Origin of the sequence: Clostridium sp. C1 (assembly GCF_018223625.1) — a bacterium.
In the GTDB taxonomy this organism is placed as follows: domain Bacteria; phylum Bacillota_I; class Bacilli_A; order Erysipelotrichales; family Coprobacillaceae; genus Allocoprobacillus.
On sequence record NZ_CP073631.1, the window covers coordinates 457,543 to 471,055 of the forward strand.

16 protein-coding genes and 1 other annotated feature are annotated in these 13,513 nt (G+C 31.8%); of the genes, 15 read left to right on the plus strand and 1 reads right to left on the minus strand.

Annotated features, from left to right (window positions below; genetic code table 11):
* Positions 1 to 50: 50 nt before the first annotated feature.
* The 10 genes from KEC48_RS02330 to KEC48_RS02375 all read left to right on the plus strand — a co-directional run bounded on the left by KEC48_RS02330 (position 51) and on the right by KEC48_RS02375 (position 9,423).
* On the plus strand, positions 51 to 770 hold the full coding sequence (locus KEC48_RS02330; protein WP_211964114.1) for a hypothetical protein: 720 nt from the start codon (positions 51 to 53) through the stop codon (positions 768 to 770).
* A complete protein-coding gene (sigK, locus tag KEC48_RS02335; RefSeq protein WP_211964120.1) occupies positions 767 to 1,459 on the plus strand; it encodes an RNA polymerase sporulation sigma factor SigK in 693 nt (230 codons plus the stop codon). The genes KEC48_RS02330 and sigK overlap by 4 nt, the downstream gene beginning before the upstream one ends.
* 44 nt (positions 1,460 to 1,503) lie before the next feature.
* A complete protein-coding gene (locus KEC48_RS02340) occupies positions 1,504 to 2,286 on the plus strand; it encodes a sigma-70 family RNA polymerase sigma factor (RefSeq protein WP_211964121.1) in 783 nt (260 codons plus the stop codon).
* A gap of 25 nt (positions 2,287 to 2,311) precedes the next feature.
* The gene (locus KEC48_RS02345; RefSeq protein ID WP_211964124.1) at positions 2,312 to 2,554 is read left to right on the plus strand and encodes a YlmC/YmxH family sporulation protein; all 243 of its coding nucleotides are present in this window, start codon (positions 2,312 to 2,314) and stop codon (positions 2,552 to 2,554) included.
* Positions 2,555 to 2,647: 93 nt separating this feature from the next.
* The gene (sepF, locus tag KEC48_RS02350) at positions 2,648 to 3,082 is read left to right on the plus strand and encodes a cell division protein SepF (RefSeq protein ID WP_087357572.1); all 435 of its coding nucleotides are present in this window, start codon (positions 2,648 to 2,650) and stop codon (positions 3,080 to 3,082) included.
* A 45-nt stretch (positions 3,083 to 3,127) separates the two neighbouring features.
* Positions 3,128 to 3,877 carry a YlmH/Sll1252 family protein gene (locus KEC48_RS02355; protein ID WP_211964127.1) on the plus strand — a complete coding sequence of 250 codons (750 nt, stop codon included), beginning with the start codon at positions 3,128 to 3,130 and terminating at the stop codon, positions 3,875 to 3,877.
* A 10-nt stretch (positions 3,878 to 3,887) separates the two neighbouring features.
* Complete coding sequence (locus KEC48_RS02360) at positions 3,888 to 4,340, plus strand: DivIVA domain-containing protein (protein ID WP_205088865.1); 453 nt, start codon at positions 3,888 to 3,890, stop codon at positions 4,338 to 4,340.
* Positions 4,312 to 4,517: a binding site (T-box leader), on the plus strand. It overlaps the preceding gene by 29 nt.
* A gap of 36 nt (positions 4,518 to 4,553) precedes the next feature.
* Positions 4,554 to 7,286, plus strand: coding sequence for an isoleucine--tRNA ligase (gene ileS, locus KEC48_RS02365; protein WP_211964130.1), 2,733 nt, complete (start codon positions 4,554 to 4,556; stop codon positions 7,284 to 7,286).
* 47 nt (positions 7,287 to 7,333) lie between these two features.
* Positions 7,334 to 8,215 (plus strand): DMT family transporter, encoded by an 882-nt coding sequence (locus KEC48_RS02370; RefSeq protein WP_211964132.1) that lies wholly within the window; start codon positions 7,334 to 7,336, stop codon positions 8,213 to 8,215.
* A complete protein-coding gene (locus KEC48_RS02375; RefSeq protein WP_211964135.1) occupies positions 8,212 to 9,423 on the plus strand; it encodes a serine hydrolase in 1,212 nt (403 codons plus the stop codon). The genes KEC48_RS02370 and KEC48_RS02375 overlap by 4 nt, the downstream gene beginning before the upstream one ends.
* Before the next feature lie 30 nt (positions 9,424 to 9,453).
* Here KEC48_RS02375 and KEC48_RS02380 read toward each other — a convergent pair whose 3' ends face one another.
* Positions 9,454 to 9,651, minus strand: a complete 198-nt coding sequence (locus KEC48_RS02380) for a hypothetical protein (protein ID WP_205088862.1) — start codon at positions 9,649 to 9,651, stop codon at positions 9,454 to 9,456.
* An 82-nt stretch (positions 9,652 to 9,733) separates the two neighbouring features.
* Here KEC48_RS02380 and KEC48_RS02385 point away from each other — a divergent pair, with 82 nt between their 5' ends.
* The 5 genes from KEC48_RS02385 (at position 9,734) to KEC48_RS02405 (ending at position 13,511) form a co-directional block, all read left to right on the plus strand.
* Positions 9,734 to 10,378 carry an HAD-IA family hydrolase gene (locus KEC48_RS02385; RefSeq protein ID WP_211964137.1) on the plus strand — a complete coding sequence of 215 codons (645 nt, stop codon included), beginning with the start codon at positions 9,734 to 9,736 and terminating at the stop codon, positions 10,376 to 10,378.
* The gene (locus KEC48_RS02390; protein WP_211964139.1) at positions 10,375 to 10,869 is read left to right on the plus strand and encodes a DUF523 domain-containing protein; all 495 of its coding nucleotides are present in this window, start codon (positions 10,375 to 10,377) and stop codon (positions 10,867 to 10,869) included. Before KEC48_RS02385 ends, KEC48_RS02390 begins: the two co-directional genes overlap by 4 nt.
* Positions 10,835 to 11,770, plus strand: a complete 936-nt coding sequence (locus KEC48_RS02395) for a type I phosphomannose isomerase catalytic subunit (RefSeq protein WP_211964141.1) — start codon at positions 10,835 to 10,837, stop codon at positions 11,768 to 11,770. Before KEC48_RS02390 ends, KEC48_RS02395 begins: the two co-directional genes overlap by 35 nt.
* Before the next feature lie 77 nt (positions 11,771 to 11,847).
* The gene (locus KEC48_RS02400) at positions 11,848 to 13,023 is read left to right on the plus strand and encodes a malic enzyme-like NAD(P)-binding protein (protein WP_211964143.1); all 1,176 of its coding nucleotides are present in this window, start codon (positions 11,848 to 11,850) and stop codon (positions 13,021 to 13,023) included.
* 122 nt (positions 13,024 to 13,145) lie between these two features.
* Entirely contained in the window at positions 13,146 to 13,511 is a 366-nt protein-coding gene (locus KEC48_RS02405) for a BlaI/MecI/CopY family transcriptional regulator (RefSeq protein ID WP_211964145.1), read from the plus strand.
* Positions 13,512 to 13,513 lie beyond the last annotated feature (2 nt).

Here is a 13,513-nt window from a genome sequence, read left to right on the forward strand (position 1 = left end):
TTGACATCATTTTTATTTTGATTTCTCTATAATGAAAGAGGGTGATCAAGATGAATGTTTATATAGAAGTCACATATTTCATGAATGCAATTCTTATATTATTATGTTTTGAAATATTATCTTTTTTGCTAAATATTCAAATAACAATCAAAAAACTTTGCTTATATGTTTTCACATATAATATCTCTATTGTTTTTTTATTTGTAGATTTGTTTACAGGTTTTTTACTGGTTTATGATTTTATATTAACGTTTTTTTATTTTAGACGGTTGATTTATATTTATTATCCAGTTTACTTATTTATTTATTTTTCTATTCTTTCATTTGTTCAATGGCTTTTACCATCATCCATTATATTTCAAGGTGTGCTTCTTATTGAAGAATGTCAACTTTCATATTTATTTGTCATTGCCTTGATAGTGATCATTATCAGTTATTTTTATGTGTATTTATCTCGTCAACGCATCCATCAACAAAGTGTCAAAGTCTGTTTACAAGGAAAAATCTATGAAGGCTTTATTGATAATGGGAATCAAGTCACCTATCGAGGCAGTCCAGTTATTTTTTTGAATCGTGAGATAGTCGGCAATTATTCAGTGATTGATCAAATATGGATTGAAACAGCCAGTCAACAAGAACGGATTGATTTAATTTTATTGTCGGATATTACGATTCATAATCAAAAACTGCACAATGTTTATGCTGGGATTATATCATCATCGCAGTATGACTGTATTTTAAATCAACAATTAATGGGAGGGTTATTATGATTTTACTGTTGTTAAAGGAATGGTTAACCAAAAAGAAATCACTGTTTTATATTGGTAGACATGATGTATTAAAAGCACCTTTAAAGGGAAACGAAGAAAAGGAGGCCTTATTAAAACTACAGAATGGGGATGAAGATGCTAAAGATTTATTGATTGAACATAACTTAAGGCTCGTTGTTTATGTCGCTAAAAAGTATGATTCTATGCAAAATGGAAATATTGAGGATTTAATTAGTATTGGAACGATTGGGTTGGTGAAAGCAGTGAATACTTTTAACATGGATAAAAATATAAAACTGGCAACATATGCTTCACGTTGTATTGAAAATGAAATTCTCATGTTTTTAAGAAAAAATAATAAATTAAGACAGGAAATCTCTTTAGATGAACCATTAAATGTTGATTATGATGGAAATGAACTCTTATTATCCGATATTATTGGTACGGATAAAGATATTGTTCAAGATGAGATTGAACACAATGATCAAAAGGAAAAATTTTATCACGCTTTACATTATTTAAATCCTAGAGAACAACAAATTTTAATGATGCGTTATGGCTTGGTAGGGCATGAAGAATTAACCCAAAAAGATGTGGCTGAAATATTGGGGATTTCTCAATCATATATTTCAAGACTAGAGAAAAAAATTATAAAAAAATTGAGAAATAAATTGAAAGATGATGAATAATGTCAAATAAAAATGGAGAAACTCTGTTATGAGGAGTTGAATCCATGTCAAGATATAAAGTTGATTTGAATGGAAATGAAGTTGAACGATTTGAACAGTTATCATATCATCAAACAATGGAATTGTTGAAATTATATCAACAAAATCAAGACCCACAGATAAAAGAAAAACTTGTTCTTTCTAATTTAAAACTGGTTTTATCTCTTGTTCAAAAATATCAACAGCGTGTGAGTAATTTAGATGATTTATTTCAAGTCGGTGTCATTGGATTAATCAAAGCAATTGATCATTTTGACACGTCTTTAGAAGTTCGATTTTCGACCTATGCGGTTCCGTTGATATTAGGAGAAATGAAACGCTATTTACGAGAAAGTTCACCCATGCGTATTCCTCGTTCTTTACGAGATATTGCTTATAAGGCTTTAGTGATGAGTGAAGATTATTTGAAAAAACATCATCGTGAAGCTTCTTTTCAAGAACTGTCACGTTTATTGAAAATAGACGAATATACGCTTGTTGAAGCTCTGTCATCGACACATAATGTATCTTCTTTATCGCAGGAAGTTCAAAATGATGGAAATGGACCGATTGATTTAGAAAGTCAAATTCCTGACCATCATAACGCTATGGATGATATGCAAAGATCGATTGACTTACAAAAAGCTATGCATCATCTCGATCAAAAAGAATTACGCATTATCAAAGAACGTTATTTTGAAGGCTTTACACAAAGTGAAATTGCTAAGGACTTAATGATTTCACAGGCACAGGTTTCACGCATAGAAAAACAGGCTTTGTCTCATTTAAAGAAATATATGACCAGATAATGGCATATATTATAGGGGTGATAAAATGCGTTTTTTAACTTTGCAAAGTAAGGATGTTATTGATGCTTCAACGGGATGTAAAATAGGATATGTTGTTGATTTAGAAATAGACCCACTTTGTCAATGTATACAGGCTTTGATTGTTGAACGTTTTTCGGCTTTTAAGTTTATTTGTTTTTTTAAAGGACCACCGGCCATTGTTATTCCTATCGAGCATGTTATAACGATAGGAGAAGATGTCATTCTTGTTCATGTAGAATGTCCTTAAATCCTTTAAGTGATGTAATATTTCCCGTATTTTCCTCTTTTTTTCATACATATTATATGATATAATGATGTATAGATGTAAGGAGGTTACCTCATGGGATACGGTGAAAAAGTAAAGAAATGGTTTTTTGAAGAAGACGATGATGATGTTTATGAAAATCAAGAAATAGATCAGGAAGAAGACAATGGAAAAACAAGTTTGTTTGAAAAAGCAAAATCTACAAAAACAACTGATGCAATGAAAGCATTAAGTGCAAATAAAGATAGTCATTTGATTTTGTTTGAACCACGTGCATATAAAGAAACACAGGAAATTGCGACGTATTTAAAACAAAAAAGAGCAGCAGTTGTGAATTTACATCGTTTACAAAAAGAACAGTCAAAACGTGTGATTGATTTCTTAAGTGGTGTTATTTTTGCAATTGAAGGTGATATTCAACAAATTGGACCTAAAATTTTCTTATGTACTCCTAAAAATATTGGCGTATCTGGCAATATTACAATGGATGAGTCTGAAAAAGAAGAATAAACAAGTATTAGTAAGCTTTGCTTACTAATACTTTCTTTTTGATTGATGTTAGAACATTTTAAAGGTGACGAAGTTTTTGTTAAGAAAATTTTAGATTATCAATTTCAGGCTTTACAGCATCAACGTATGATTTTAACACCTTTCTATAATCCACATGAAAGAGAAATTGTTAAAAGTGTTATTGGTAAAGAATTAAAAATTGAAAGCTTTGGTGGTTTTCTCAATGCTGAAAATCAGCGTATGATTATCTGTCCTGATTACTATATGATTGATAAAGATGATTTTGAAATACAGCTGGTAGAAATTCTTTATCATCAACAGTTTGGAAAAATACATCACAAAGATATATTAGGGGCATTGATGAATTTAGGTATTAAACGTGAATGTATTGGGGATATTGATGATGGTCAACGTTGCTTTTTTGCTTGTACAAAACAAACTTATCCCTATATTGCTCAAACATTAAAACAGATAAAAAAAGCAAAAGTGCGTTTACAGGAATGTCATGAAGATATTGAAATTGTTCATGATTATATATCACGTTCTTTTATTTTATCAAGTATGCGTTTAGATAAAGTGGTGTCTGCCATGTTTAAGGTTTCTCGTCAATTAGCCAGTGAGGCTATTCGTAGTGGGCATGTCAAAGTCAATTATAAAATTGTTGAAGAAGTGAGTTATTTGTGTCATAATAATGATATGGTATCTTTTAAACATCATGGTCGTGTTAAGATTGTCGATGAAAATAAACAAACTAGACAGGGAAATCATGTTGTAAGTGGATACTTTTATAAGTGAGGTGGAAAGATTGGAACAATTTGATAAGCAATTTCGTGGTTATAATATTGTTGAGGTGAATGACCGTATTCAAGAATTAAAACAGGAAATTGAAAAACAAAAAGAAGTTATTCAGTCTATGGAAGAAGAAATGACTGATTTAAAAGAACAAAACACTTTACTTACGAAAAAGATATCAGTTCATGAAAAGACGAATGAAGAAATTGCCAGACTAGCTTTAAAAGAGGCTAGTGAATTGATTGAAAAAGCCAAACGAAATGCCAATATGATTTTAAAAGAATCAATGGAATATGTGCGTGGTTTGTCTAAGGATATGGATACGTTTAAACAGGAAGCTATTGATTTTAGAGCAAATGTTGTAAAAATGAGCAAAGAAATGTTAGAAACTATTGACAAATCAGAAATTTTCAGTTTAATTAAAGAAGAACAAGAAAACAAATACAATGACAAGGACAGTTTATAAGGAAAGCTTACAGAGAGTTTGCGGTTGGTGAAAAGCAAATAAGGGGAACTTATAATGAATCGGCCTGAGAGTAGCTTATCTGAAATCAAGTAGGATAAGACGTTCATCGCGTTAAGATATAGAGAGCATATCTTTATGATATGAATAAAGGTGGTACCGCGTCATCACGTCCTTTAACAGGACGTTTTTTTATTTGAGAAAGGAAGGAATAAAATGAATTATAAAGACACATTATTGATGCCTAAAACAGACTTTGAAATGCGTGGAAATCTTCCTAAAAAGGAACCAGGTTATGTTCAAAGATGGCAAGAAAACAAAATGTATGAAAAAGTCATCAAACAAAATGAAGGACACGATGACTTTGTTTTCCATGATGGTCCTCCATATGCCAATGGAAATATGCATACAGGACATATGTTAAATAAAATTATTAAAGACGTGATTTGTCGTTATAAAAACATGTTAGGATTGTATACACCCTATATTCCTGGATGGGATACTCATGGTTTACCAATTGAAAATGCTATTCAAAAATTAGGTGTCAATCGTAAAGAATTAAGTACAGCTGAATTTAGAAAAAAATGTTATGAATATGCTTTAAAACAAGTTGACATTCAAAAAGAACAATGTATTCGTGTCGGAACATTTGCTGATTATGATCATCCCTATTTAACATTATTACCAGAATTTGAAGCCAATCAAATTGATGTTTTCGCAAAGATGGCGATGGATGGTTTAATCTATAAAGGATTAAAACCAGTCTATTGGTCACCATCAAGTGAATCTGCTTTAGCTGAAGCAGAAGTGGAATATCATGATGTCAAAAGTCCAACTATTTTTGTGAAATTCCAGGTTAAAGATGGCAAAGGTATTTTAGATACAGATACAAGCTTTGTCATTTGGACAACAACACCTTGGACAATTCCAGCAAACCTTGCGATTTGTTTAAATGCCGATTATACGTATGCACTTGTTCAAAGTGAAAAAGGAAAATTGATTGTCTTAGAAGAATTGGTTGATTCTTTATGGGAAAAATTTGAATTAAAAGAAAAACAGATTTTAAAAACATTTAAGGGACAAGAATTAGAAATGATTACTTGTCAACATCCATTATATGATTGTGAATCATTAGTTATCTTAGGAGATCATGTTACGGCTGAAGCAGGTACAGGATGTGTTCATACTGCTCCTGGATTTGGTATGGATGACTTTATTGTTGGTCAAAAATATGGTTTAGATATTTATTGTAACGTAGATGAACACGGTTGCATGATGGAAGACTGTGGTGAATGGTTAGCTGGTCAATATGTTGATGATGCGAATAAAACAGTCACTTTAAAACTTGATGAATTAGGAGTGTTATTAAAGCTTGAATTCATTACACATAGTTACCCTCATGACTGGCGTACAAAAAAACCAATTATCTTTAGAGCAACTGACCAATGGTTCTGTTCAATTGATAAGATTAGAGAAAAATTATTAGATGAAATTGATCATGTGGAATGGCTCAATGAATGGGGTCATATTAGAATCTACAACATGATTAAAGATCGTGGTGACTGGTGTATTTCTCGTCAAAGAAGCTGGGGAGTTCCTATTCCTATTATTTATTGTGAAGATGGAACACCAATCATGGAAGAAGAAGTTTTCAAACATATTTCTGACTTATTTAGACAATATGGTTCTAATATCTGGTTTGAAAAAGATGAAAAATTCTTGTTACCAGAAGGATATACAAATGAACATTCACCAAATGGTATCTTTAAAAAAGAAAAAGATATCATGGATGTGTGGTTTGATTCAGGATCTTCTCATACAGGATGTATGAAAGAAAGAGGATATCGTTATCCAGTTGATTTATACTTTGAAGGTAGTGATCAGTATCGTGGATGGTTCAACTCATCATTGATCATTGGAACAGCTGTTTATGGTCAAGCACCTTATAAGACAGTTTTATCACATGGCTTTGTTTTAGATGGTAAAGGAAATAAAATGTCTAAATCATTAGGAAATACTGTTGATCCAATTAAACTTGTCAATCAATATGGTGCAGATATCTTAAGGTTATGGGCAACTTCAGTTGCTTATCAGTCAGATGTCCGTATTTCTGATGAAATTATGAAACAAATTGCTGAAAACTATCGTAAGATTAGAAATACAATGCGTTTTGTTTTAGGAAATTTAGCTGATTTTAAAGCAAAGGATCTTGTTGAAGTTTCAAAACTTGAAGGTGTTGATCAATATATGCTTGTAGAACTTAATGATTTAATGAGAGCATATACTGATGCAATGGATCGTTATGATTTTTCTGAAGCCAATCAATTGATTTTAAATTGCTTTACAAATACATTGAGTGCTTTCTATATGGACTTTACAAAAGATATCCTTTATATTGAAAAAGCTGATAGCTTAAGAAGAAGACAAGTTCAAACAGTGTTATATCATTATGCCAAAACAATGATGAAATTATTATCACCAATTCTTGTCTTTACATGTGAAGAATTACATGATCATTTCCATTGTGATGAAAATAAAGCTGAATCTATTTTCTTAGAAGCCAAACCAGAATTATTAACAATTGATCATGAAGCTGAAATTAAAGACTTCTATCAACACTTCTTATTATTAAGAAAAGATGTTTTAAAATCATTAGAAGAATTAAGAAATGCAAAAGTTATTAAATCAAATATGGAAGCAAAAGTGACTCTTTGTTTAAAAGATGCATACCAAAATATGTCAACTTTAAAAGATGTCTTAAAACAATTGTTTATTGTGGCAAAAGTTGAGCTTGTGGATGATTCTACAAATCTTGAAGAATATGAAACAGCTTATATCCATAGTGAAAAATTCAATGGTGTTCAATGTCCTAGATGTTGGAACTATTATGATGAATCTGAAATGGAAGGCGAATTGTGTCATCGCTGCCATGATGTGATTAATGATTAATAAAGAATGGTACGATTCGTACCATTTCTTTTTGAAAGGGGATTGAAATGAAAAAAGATATAGAAGGAAGCATATTATTGTTTATTGCTGCTTTAATTTGGGGAAGTTCATTTATTGTTATGAAAAGTGCAGTTGATTTTTTAACACCCGCTGTTTTGCTTTTTTTGAGATTTTCTTTAGCTGCTCTTTTATTATCACTTCTTTTTTTCAAAAAAATAAAAATATTAAATTTCCAGCAGATTAAAGGAGGACTTATCACCGGAAGTTGTCTGTTTGGTGCTTATTATGTACAGACATGGGGATTGAATTATACAACACCGGGGAAAAACGCCTTTTTAACAGCTGTTTATTGTGCTATTGTGCCATTTCTGGTGTGGTTATTTTATCGTAAAAGACCAGATATTTATCATTTTATCGCTGCATTGATCTGTATATTAGGAATTGGATGTGTGTCCCTAGATGGAAATTTAACAATGAATGTGGGAGATTTTTTAACATTATGTGGAGGTTTTTTATATGCTGGGCATATTCTTTTGATTAAGAAATATTCTCAAGGCATTGATGGTGGAGCTTTTACTTCCCTTCAATTTATTGGTGGCGCTTTAGTGGCTTTGATATTAGCGTTGGTAACAGAAGATTTATCCATCATGACTCAAATTCAATCATCAATCTATTTACAAATTCTTTATCTTGTTATTTTTGCAACAGCACTTACAATGTTCTGTCAGACAACGGGTCAAAAATATACGAGTGAATGTCGTGCTTCATTAATTCTTTCCTTAGAATCTGTGTTTGGTGTAGCATTTTCAATCGCATTTTATGGTGAAGTTTTAACATTAAAAGTCTTGTTAGGATTTATTTTAATCTTTATTGCAGTTATTATTTCAGAAACCAAGTTATCTTTTCTAAAGAAAGGAGCAACCCAATGAAAAAAGTCATAGCCATCTTGATAACATTTATTCTTTGTCTACAGATTATTCCTGTATCTGCCAGTGATTCATTCCAAGTCACACTGCATTCACAATATGCTTATTTATATGATCAACAGACGAGTATGGTTTATTTGGATCAAGGCAGTCGAGAAAAAATCTATCCTGCCAGTATGACAAAAATTTTAACAGTCAGCTTGGCATTGGATAAAATTGAAGATATTCATGAAAAGGTACGAGTCACTGACGAAGATTTAAAAGGTTTGTATGAAGCAGGAGCTTCTGTAGCTGGTTTTTATGCAGGAGAACTGGTTACATACGAAGATTTATTGTATGGAGCTTTATTACCATCTGGAGCTGATGCCTGTAATGCTTTATCACGTTTAACTTATGGTTCAACAGACGGACTTGTATCAGCCATGAATCAACTGGTTGAACAATTACAGCTTCAACATTCTCATTTTACAAATGTGACAGGTTTACACGATAATCAACATTATACAACACCATATGATATGGCTATGATTTTACATCATGCTTTACAAAATCCACTTTTTGAAGAAATTTTTAATGCTCGAACATATACGAGTTCCATGAAAAATCATACTTGGTCTTCTTCTTTGCAAAGAGGAAAGAACGCCTTTAACTTAGATATTTCACAGATTGATGGAGCTAAAAGTGGTTTTACAGATGAAGCACAACTCACATTAGCGAGTACAATGACATTAGAAGGACATCAGTTTATTTTAGTGACAGCCTACGCTAAAGGACAATACACTCAAAATCATGTTCGTGATGCCATTAAAGTATGTCAATATTTACACAACCATTATCATGAAGTTATTCTCTATAAAAAAGATGAAGATATTGCGGATTATTGGGTTTTACAGTCTTTTCAATTCCGTTATAAATATAAAGCACCGCAAACGATTTCTATTATTGTGCCCCAAGATTTGACGAGTGATGATTTACAGTTTCAAATAGATACAAATGCTTATCTTGTAGCCCCAATGGAAAAAGGAGAACAGATTGGCACTCTTATGGTTTATAATCAAGAACAATGTCTTTATTCATACGATATGGTTTTATCTGATGATTTATCTTTTACAATGTTTGAAAGAGTCGCTTATTATGGAATCATTATTGCTTTGATAAGTGGTGTGGTTATTGTTGTTATTGTTATCAAAAGAAAAGTGAGTCATAAATAAAAGTGATAGGATTAAAAAGAATCTATCACTTTATTTTTCCTGTTTTAAATCTATCATACGATCAATACCATATCCAATAAAACGTCCAATAAAAACAATGATAACACCAATGATTGGAAGAAAAGGATTACCACCAGCTACAAAATACCAGATAATACATAAAAAACCAATAGTATATCCAATAAATGTAAAAATATCTGTATATTTTCTTGATTGATTATTTTGCATAAATTCACCCCATTTAATATAAAGTTATTATAACATCTTTCATTATTTTTTCAATACTGTTATAATATCAAAGGAGGTTTCTATGAAAAAAGGATGTTTATTTGATTTAGATGGAACTTTAGTCAATTCTATAGAAGATTTAGCTATATCAACAAATGAAGTCTTAAAACTTCATGGTTTACCAACCTATGATATTTCACAATATCGTTTATTTGTTGGTAATGGAGTGAAAAAATTAATGGAAAGAGCATTAGGACAGGAACATATAGATTTATTAGATGAATGTTTAAATGATTTTCAAAAGATTTATCGTCAACATTGTTTAGATCATACACTTCCTTATCAAGGGATTAAAGAGCTGATTGATGATCTTAAAGCAAAAGGAATCAAAATGTCTGTAGTTACAAATAAACCACATGCATTAGCGATTAAGATTGTTGAAACGTTGTTTCCTGATACTTTTGTGGCTATTTATGGACAACAAGATCTTTATCCAGTCAAACCTGATCCACAATCTACCTATCTGGCTTTAATGGCTATGAAACTAGATAAAAAAGACTGTTTATTTATTGGAGATAGTCAAGTTGATATCGATACAGGATATAATGCCGAAATAGATTCTGTTGGAGTGACATGGGGATTTCGTGGTCGACAGGAATTAACAGAAGCTGGGGCCAATGATATTGTTGACAATCCAGCTCAAATTATGGAGATTATTCAAAGATGAAAATAGGTGTCAGTCAATGTCTATTAGATGTTTGTTGTACATATAATGGCAAAAGTCATCCAGTGGAAGTCATTATCAAGATGAATGAAAAACATCAAGTTGTACCTGTCTGTCCAGAAGTTCTGGGTGGACTTCCTATCCCTCGTGATCCAGCTGAAATTCAGTCTATGAATCCTCTTGTTGTGGAAACAAGATATCATCAGGATGTCACACAAGAATATGTGTCTGGGGCAAAAAAAGCTTTAGATATTTTTATACAAAATGATATTCATGTGGCTTTATTAAAATATAGAAGTCCAAGTTGTGGATGTGATGGTATTTATGATGGTACTTTTCAACATCAGTTGATTGCTGGACAAGGTGTTTTTGCAAAGATGTGTCAGGAACATGGTATTATGCTTTTTCATGAAAATCAAATTGAGGAATTCTTAAAATATATTGGAAAGGAAGATGATTATGGGACATATTTTAAAGATTCAACCAGTATTTAAAGAAATGATTTGGGGAGGTCATAAGCTAAGAGATGTTTATAACTATGATATTCCCAGTGATCAAACAGGAGAATGCTGGGCTATTTCTGGTCATCCTAATGGGGATTGTATGATTGCTGATGGAGAATATCAGGGAAAAACAGTGTCATGGTTATGGCAAAATCACCGTGAACTTTTTGGAAATGTCGATGGGCAGCAATTTCCACTTTTAGTCAAAATTATTGATGCGAAAGATGATTTATCTGTTCAAGTTCATCCTAATGATGAATATGCTGCTCAACATGAAAATTCATTAGGTAAGACAGAATGCTGGTATGTATTACAGGCTGATGAAGGAACGAAAATGGTTATGGGACATCATGCCAAAACAAAGGAAGAATTTATAAAGGCTATTGAAAATGATGATTATGATCAATTATTGAATTCTTTTGAAATTAATAAAGGAGATTTCTTCTATATTCCTTCTGGAACTTTACATGCTATATGTAGTGGTTCATTAATCTATGAAGCACAACAATCATCAGATATTACTTATCGTGTTTATGATTATCACCGTAAAGATAAAGATGGTAATGAAAGACAATTACATGTTCAACAATCTATCGATGTCACAAATGTTCCTGCTGATTTAGAAACAAATAAGCTTTTTACAAACAGTCATTTGGATCATGGTTCAAAGACAAGATATGTAGAAAGTGAATTCTTTACAGTGGATTGCTATAGAATGGATGGGGAAAATACTGTTATAAATGATAAACCATTCCAATTGGTTAGTGTTCTAGAAGGTGAAGGAACATTGGAAGGTATGGATGTGAAAATGGGTGATCATTTTATTATCTGTAGTGATCAAAAAGAGGTCACTTATGATGGAAAAATGACAATCATGATCACAACATTATAAATATGAGGCAGATGGAAAACATCTGCTTTTCATTTGTTTTTAATTATGGCATAATAAAAAAGAAAAGAGGGAAAAAGATGAAAGATATATATCAAGAAGCATTAGAAATGCATGAAAAAGTAAAAGGAAAATTGGAAGTACAACTGAAAGTTCCATTAAATGAAAGTTATGATTTATCATTGGCTTATACACCTGGTGTTGCCCAGCCATGTCGAGAAATCGCAAAAAATAAAGAAGATGTTTATAAATACACTTGGAAACAAAATAGTGTCGCAGTCGTAAGTGATGGGACAGCTGTACTTGGACTAGGGGATATTGGACCAGAAGCAGCTATGCCTGTCATGGAAGGAAAATCTATTTTATTTAAGAAATTTGGTCATATTGATGCTGTACCTATTTGCTTAGATACTAAAGATCCTCAAGAAATTATTCGTATTGTTAAAGCGATTGCACCATCTTTTGGGGGTATTAATTTAGAAGATATTAGTGCTCCTAGATGTGTTGAAATTGAAAGAACACTGATTAAAGAATTGGATATTCCTGTATTCCACGATGATCAACATGGAACAGCCATTGTTGTAACGGCAGGTTTATTAAATGCATTGAAGGTTGTTCATAAAAAAATAGAAGATATCACTGTTGTTGTGAGTGGAACAGGAGCAGCAGGAAGTTCTATTATTAAAATGATTCATGCACTGGGTGTTAAAGAAATCTATGGTTTTAATATCAATGGAATTGTTACAAAAGAGGATTATGATCAATATGATTTTCTAACACAAGAATTAACAGAAATTACTAATTCACAAGCTAAACGTATGACAATGGCTGAAGCTATGAAAGAAGCTGATGTTTTTATTGGTGTATCTGCACCGGGAGTTTTAACATCAGAAATGGTGAAAAGTATGAAAGATAATCCAATTGTTTTTGCAATGGCCAATCCAGAACCAGAAATTCCTTATCAAGAGGCTGTTGATGCAGGAGTTGCGGTGATGGGAACTGGACGTTCTGATTATCCAAATCAGATTAATAATGTTTTGGCATTTCCGGGATTATTTAGAGGTGCACTGGATGTTAAGGCCAGAAAAATCAGTGAAGGAATGAAATTGGCAGCAGCTTATGGTTTGGCTTCTCTTGTTGATGAAACTGAATTATCGCCAACATATGTCATTCCTAATGCATTAGACCCACGTGTCAGTGATGTTGTGGCTAAAGCAGTAGCCAAAAAAGCTATTGAAGAAGGACTTGCAAGATAAGTACATATTGTTTATAGGACATAGAGGAAAAGATTTTTCTCTATGTTTTTATTTTATTGACAGGCTATAACTACAGTTGTAGTATAATAGTAGAAGGACTACAATTGTAGGAGGTGATGAAAATGAAAAGTTTATCAGATGCAGAACTATTAATTATGGAAGTTTTATGGGGTGGTCAGACATTTCTACTAGGAGAAGTTGTAGAAGCACTCAAGATAAAAAAACATTGGAGTCGCAACACAGTTCATACCTATTTAACAAGAATGGAAAAGAAGAATCTTGTTAAAATTGATAGAACGCATGAACCACATCGTTATTGTTATGTTTTATCAAGAAATGAGTATCTGCAATGGGAAAGAAATCGTTTATTAAATAAGGTTTATCAAGGATCTGTGACTGATTTAATGAGTGCATTTTTAAAGGATTCAAAAATAACACCAGAAGAAAAAGCTAAACTCAATCAAATTCTTGATGAAATGGAGGTTTAAGT

Bases quoted from the DNA above. Each gene is read 5' to 3' on its own strand.
- KEC48_RS02330 (WP_211964114.1), top strand. From the start codon at position 51: ATGAATGTTTATATAGAAGTCACATATTTCATGAATGCAATTCTTATA.
- KEC48_RS02400 (WP_211964143.1), top strand. From the start codon at position 11,848: ATGAAAGATATATATCAAGAAGCATTAGAAATGCATGAAAAAGTAAAA.
- ileS (WP_211964130.1), top strand. From the start codon at position 4,554: ATGAATTATAAAGACACATTATTGATGCCTAAAACAGACTTTGAAATG.
- KEC48_RS02345 (WP_211964124.1), top strand. From the start codon at position 2,312: ATGCGTTTTTTAACTTTGCAAAGTAAGGATGTTATTGATGCTTCAACG.
- KEC48_RS02405 (WP_211964145.1), top strand. From the start codon at position 13,146: ATGAAAAGTTTATCAGATGCAGAACTATTAATTATGGAAGTTTTATGG.
- KEC48_RS02395 (WP_211964141.1), top strand. From the start codon at position 10,835: ATGGGACATATTTTAAAGATTCAACCAGTATTTAAAGAAATGATTTGG.
- KEC48_RS02385 (WP_211964137.1), top strand. From the start codon at position 9,734: ATGAAAAAAGGATGTTTATTTGATTTAGATGGAACTTTAGTCAATTCT.
- KEC48_RS02340 (WP_211964121.1), top strand. From the start codon at position 1,504: ATGTCAAGATATAAAGTTGATTTGAATGGAAATGAAGTTGAACGATTT.
- sepF (WP_087357572.1), top strand. From the start codon at position 2,648: ATGGGATACGGTGAAAAAGTAAAGAAATGGTTTTTTGAAGAAGACGAT.
- KEC48_RS02370 (WP_211964132.1), top strand. From the start codon at position 7,334: ATGAAAAAAGATATAGAAGGAAGCATATTATTGTTTATTGCTGCTTTA.
- KEC48_RS02390 (WP_211964139.1), top strand. From the start codon at position 10,375: ATGAAAATAGGTGTCAGTCAATGTCTATTAGATGTTTGTTGTACATAT.
- KEC48_RS02375 (WP_211964135.1), top strand. From the start codon at position 8,212: ATGAAAAAAGTCATAGCCATCTTGATAACATTTATTCTTTGTCTACAG.
- KEC48_RS02355 (WP_211964127.1), top strand. From the start codon at position 3,128: ATGTTAGAACATTTTAAAGGTGACGAAGTTTTTGTTAAGAAAATTTTA.
- KEC48_RS02380 (WP_205088862.1), bottom strand. From the start codon at position 9,651: ATGCAAAATAATCAATCAAGAAAATATACAGATATTTTTACATTTATT.
- sigK (WP_211964120.1), top strand. From the start codon at position 767: ATGATTTTACTGTTGTTAAAGGAATGGTTAACCAAAAAGAAATCACTG.